A 5,133-nucleotide genomic window follows, 5' to 3' on the forward strand; every position below is an offset into this window, starting at 1 on the left:
GGCGCACGCGCAGCGTGCGCCGCAGATTTTATATCTAGATTTTAATTATGCTGAGGTACTTATTGATGTGTTTTGATGGGGAGCTAGGCAAAGCCAAATCCCTAAAAAATAAACATGCTAGAGAATGATACGATGTTCAATTGGCTTAATTTTATCTCCTCATATGCAACCCCGCCACATCGCCCGCGAACTCGCACTTTTTAGCATCAACCAATTACCTAGCCAATCCCAAAAGCTAGAAACTAAGACCCTTGATGACATTGTTACCGCTGTCGTCCGATCGCTGCAAGATGAAACTAAAGAATTATTACAAACCGCTAGCGCTGAGCTACAACGTAGTCAAGAGCGGATTACTTCTAGTGAAAACCGTACTAGCGACATCCGCCAAGATATCCAAGCCGTTGAAGGTATGGTACGAGAAGCGATCGAACTGACCAAAAATGCAATTAATAATATTGGGGCAGCTCTGGAATTTCCCGTCACCTTGGTATTGGCGCAACGGACTGAGGTGCGCAATTATACGATCGATATTCTCAAGACGGTCAATGGCAAGCGATCGCAAATTGATGAAATTATTAGTAGTGCTTTAGTAAACTGGCAGATCGAGCGGCTAGCACAGGTAGACAAAGATATTTTGCGGATTGCCACGGCGGAAATGATGTTTATGAGCGTGGCTAGTAAAATTGCGATCGATGAGGCGGTAGAGCTAGCTAAACGCTATAGCAGTGAGGATGGTTATCGGTTTATTAATGGCGTTTTGCGTCGCATTGATGATCAAATTAAAGAACTACGCAATTCTAAATAAGTAGGCAATTAAGCATAATTAAAAAACAAAACCTAGACGAGCGTACCGCCCGCGTAGCGGGCGGTACGCTCGTCTAGGTTTTGGTTTTTAATTATACCGAACTACTTAGATCATTACCAATTCGGAACCATTGGGCGATTTGCGAACGTGGATCTGAGTAGGCAAGCGATCGGCAAGGGATTGAATATGGGTAATGACACCGATTAAGCGTTCCTGTTGGCGAAGGGATTCGAGAATTTGAGTAACGCTTTCGAGGGTTTCACTGTCGAGAGTGCCAAAACCTTCATCTAAAAATAGACTACCTAGTTCGATTCCCATGGATAGTTTTTCGGATAGGGCAAGTGCCATCGCAAGAGAAGCTGCAAAGGTTTCTCCCCCTGAAAGAGTCCGAATGCGACGTTTTTCTCCACCATTCCAGTTGTCAGATACCCAATAATCACCGCTTTCGATCTGGAGAATATAGCGATTATCCGAAAGCTGTTGTAACAGGATCGAAGCACGGGTAGCAAGTTCCTGTTGGAGGCTATCGAGAATATATTCTTGGAATTTATCGGATTTGAGATCTTGAGCGAGTGTGTAGAAAGTTTGCTCTTGAGCCTGTAGAGAAATTTTATGGGTTTCCAATTCTTGGGATTCTTGACGTTTTTGCTGAGCCTGTTCAAGCCATGCTTTGAGCGAAGCACGATGTTCGCTCGCCTCTTTTAATTCAAGTTCTAGTTGTTGCAGGTCGGCGCTTAGTTTGCCGATCGCCTGTTCGTCAGTATGCCGATCGCCGATCGTCTCTGCCAAAATTTGCACACGCGTTGTTAAGTCTTGGTGTTGACGTTGATAGTTGTCGATCTCTTTTTGCCATGCTTCTATCTGCGATCGCGTAGCTTGAGCGGCGAGAAATTCTGACTCCGACAAATTGATAGATTTTAATTCTGTTTGCCAAGTTATTTCATGCTGCGATCGCTCGGAGATGACGCTATGGTAATTTTCTTGGGCTTTAGTCGCTGTTTCTTCCCGTTTGACAAAGATTTCCCGCGCCTGTTGGTAGGAGGTTTCGATAGTTTGTAAGCGATCGCTTAGTTCTAGCTTTGACTGCAAAACCAACTGTTGCAGCGATGTATAACTCTGCCCGTTCGTGAGCGACTGCAAGCGTTGTTGGATTTCCTGTAATTGAGATTGTCTCAGTGATCGCTCTAGTTCGGCTTTATCATATTCAGATTGGGCTAATTGCTGGGTTCCGCGAAGGGTCTTCAGGTTGTTCTCATTAGTTTGATGCGCGATCGCAATTTCTGTTTGTGCGGTGATGAGTTGTTGATAGGTAGTTTCTTTATTTTCGAGTGCTTGACGCTCACGCAGAATATCGGCAGCTTGCCATGAGGTTTGGAATAGATTGTCAATCTGCGATTGGACTTGCCGAATCTGCGCTTCTAATTCTGTAATTTCCCGTTCTTGCTCCCGTTGCTGATGGTGCAAAGATTCTAAACTCGTCGTAACTTTGACGCGATCTTCATTGAGTTTTACTAGTTGTCGTTCCGCGAGATCCTTCTGAGCGATCGTAGCAGTCGTGTCAATTAGTTCCATTTCAAGGCGTTCGATGACATCTTCGAGCCTGAAGAGATTATTACATACGGGACATTGGTCGCCATCGTGGAGTTCAGAGCGTAAAGCATTGATATGATTGCTTTGTAAAGCTTCTAGGTTTGAGGCTTCGGCGGTTGACAAGCGATCGCTAACAGCTTGAAACTCGTGATCGGCATTAGCGATCGCCTGATGTATTCTCTCCAATTGCTGGGTCAGTTTATGGGTTTCCCCTTGCAACAATTGGAATTTTTGCTGTTGTTTGCCCAAATCATCTTGGCGCAGTTGCCACTCAGCTAAAGGCTCAGCAATTTGTCGGAGTCTAGCGAGGCGGAGGGAATCGCGATCGCCATTGGTAATCTCTGTTTCTATTTTTTGTAATTGACGCTCGGTATCGTGAAATTCTCGTTCGGCTTGCGTTAAACCTTGCCTTGATTGTTTAAGCACCTGCGATCGCTCAGCCATATTTTGCTGAGCCCGCTCCAGTTCGGCTTCGGCTTGCTGCTGTTGAATGTAAAGTGACTCGGCTAGGGCGAGATTACGTTCTTGAGCTTCGATTTGTTTTTGAGTCTCAAGGTGAGTATGCCGAAACTGCTCGTAGTTCTCCTTTTGCTGTTCAAGATCTAACTTTGCCTTGGATAGATTGTGATTTGCTGTGGTCAATTCAGTGAGAGTAATGTCCGCTCGCTTACGCGCAGTTTGGAATAGCGTCCAAGTTCCGACAATCGAGTTCGCTAATTGGGCATTCCGCAGTTGAGCTTCTCGCTCTTTAATGGTATTAGCATTTTGTTGTAATTGCTCTAAATGCTTGGAAATAGTGCCATATTGTTGAATTTGCTCGAATAGTCTTTGTTCTGATTCTAACAGCTTACGCCCATGGCTTACCTTTGCGTCTAATTCAGGAATAGCTATTTCCAACTGTTCTAATTCCGATTGCCGCTCCCGTACCTCTTCAAGCGTGGGAGCTTGCATTCCTGCTAATACTTTCTCTAAGCCTTCTCGTTCAGCTTTAAAACGACTGGTGCGATCGCTTGCCTCCTTCCGCATTTGTTCAAAAATCTGAAATCCTGCCAACTGCCGCAAGATCTCTCGTCGTTTGCTAGCCTCACCTTTGAGAAATTCATCAAACTGTCCCTGAGGCAAAATAATCACACGGGTAAAGGTTTCAAAATCCATCCCAAGGATTTCTTCGATTTTTTGGGTCGGACATCTGTCCCATTCTTCGTTAATTAACTGCTCTAATAGAAAATTCTTAACATCAGTTTTGCCACGGTTTCGCCAAGTCCGTACAGCCCGATATTCGGTCTGGCGCATCAGAAATCGAAATTCAACTTTTAACTGCGCTGCGCCTTGGCTAACTAATTCCCTTGAGGAGTTGGGCTTTTGTGCCACCTTATCGTAGAGAGCAAAGGTAATCGCGTCTAATAAAGAGGTCTTTCCTGCTCCAGTTGCTCCCGTAATCGCAAATAAATCAAGGCTAGAAAAATCTAAAACTTGACGGGAACGAAAACTAGTAAATCCTTCGACAATTAATTCAATGGGACGCATAGTTAAAACGCACAGTTAAAACGCACAGTTAATTAGGTAGCTAAGCATAAGTAAACTTAAAACCTAGTAGTCCGCCACGAGAACTTTGAGAAGTTGGGGGTTATTGAAACGAGCAAAGCTCGTTTCAATAACCCCGCAAGTTTCCTTTGGGAGATTATTAGAAGAGCATACCGCCCGCATAGCGGGCGATATGCTCTCTGGTTTTGGTTTTTAATTATGCTGAATTACTTATAATCATAATAACTAATTAGTCATTTAGCGAAACTACCAATGACTCAAGTAAGCGTAACGCCGCCGCCCACTATCCCGACTAAAGCGCATTCAGTCCAGCCTGAAGTGCTAGAGGCGATCGCCAAAGCCAAAGCCAAACCCACTATAGTCTGGGAAAAGTTACCTGCCAATTTTGTATTACCAGACGATCCTGTGGAAAGTATTGCTCAACCACTCCTTGCCGCTGCGCTCAATGAAAGCTTAGAAATCGCACAGCACCTCGCTGCTGAGACGATTGTTGCCTCGAATATGGCTCTCGTAGTGAGAATCAACCAGAGAACGATTGTCAAAGCCCCCGATTGGTTTTACGTACCGCAGGTAAATCCTGTCGGCAAAAATGTGATCCGTCGCAGCTATAGCCCCCATATTGATGGTGTAGTTCCTGCGATCGTGATGGAGTTTCTCTCTGAGGAGGAAACGGGAGAATATTCCACCCGACCTACCCATCCCTACGGCAAGATGTACTTCTACGAGCAAATACTGCAAGTTCCCATCTATGTGATTTTCGATCCTGAAGACGGACGCTTAGAAATCCGCAAACTCAGCCCTTCGGGTAAATACGAGCTACAACCCCTGAATGAAAATGGTCGCTATTTCCTTGAATCCCTCGACCTATACCTAGGAACTTGGTATGGCAAAAGACTCGATCAAACCTTCCATTGGCTGCGCTGGTGGAGTGCTGACGATCGCCTGTTGCTATGGGGATCGGAAAAAATTGCTCAAGAGCGATTATTGCTAGAAGCCGAAAAGCAAAGGGCTGAAGCTGAAAAGCTAAGGGCTGAAGCTGAAAAGCAAAGAGCTGAAGCTGAAAAGCAACGCGCCGATCTTGCCGAACAGGAAATTCTGCGATTACGCCAACTTTTAGCAAACCAGTAATACCAAGTTACAGCAATTATCGATCAAACGAACCACAAGGAAATTTTTGAAAGCGTTGCGAAGCA

The 5,133-nt window shown here is 45.0% G+C and carries 3 protein-coding genes; 2 read left to right on the top strand and 1 reads right to left on the bottom strand.

The features are described from left to right. Positions 1–163 precede the first annotated feature (163 nt). Positions 164–805, top strand: coding sequence for a transcription antitermination factor NusB (nusB, locus tag PSE7429_RS21305; RefSeq protein ID WP_009629442.1), 642 nt, complete (start codon positions 164–166; stop codon positions 803–805). A 105-nt stretch (positions 806–910) separates the two neighbouring features. Here nusB and PSE7429_RS21310 read toward each other — a convergent pair whose 3' ends face one another. Continuing rightward, positions 911–3,922: an SbcC/MukB-like Walker B domain-containing protein gene (locus PSE7429_RS21310; protein WP_009629443.1), complete on the bottom strand. Its 3,012-nt coding sequence runs from the start codon at positions 3,920–3,922 to the stop codon at positions 911–913. A gap of 270 nt (positions 3,923–4,192) precedes the next feature. Here PSE7429_RS21310 and PSE7429_RS21315 point away from each other — a divergent pair, with 270 nt between their 5' ends. After that, positions 4,193–5,068, top strand: a complete 876-nt coding sequence (locus tag PSE7429_RS21315; RefSeq protein WP_009629444.1) for a Uma2 family endonuclease — start codon at positions 4,193–4,195, stop codon at positions 5,066–5,068. Positions 5,069–5,133 lie beyond the last annotated feature (65 nt).

Origin of the sequence: Pseudanabaena biceps PCC 7429 (genome assembly GCF_000332215.1) — a bacterium.
GTDB lineage: Bacteria > Cyanobacteriota > Cyanobacteriia > Pseudanabaenales > Pseudanabaenaceae > Pseudanabaena > Pseudanabaena biceps.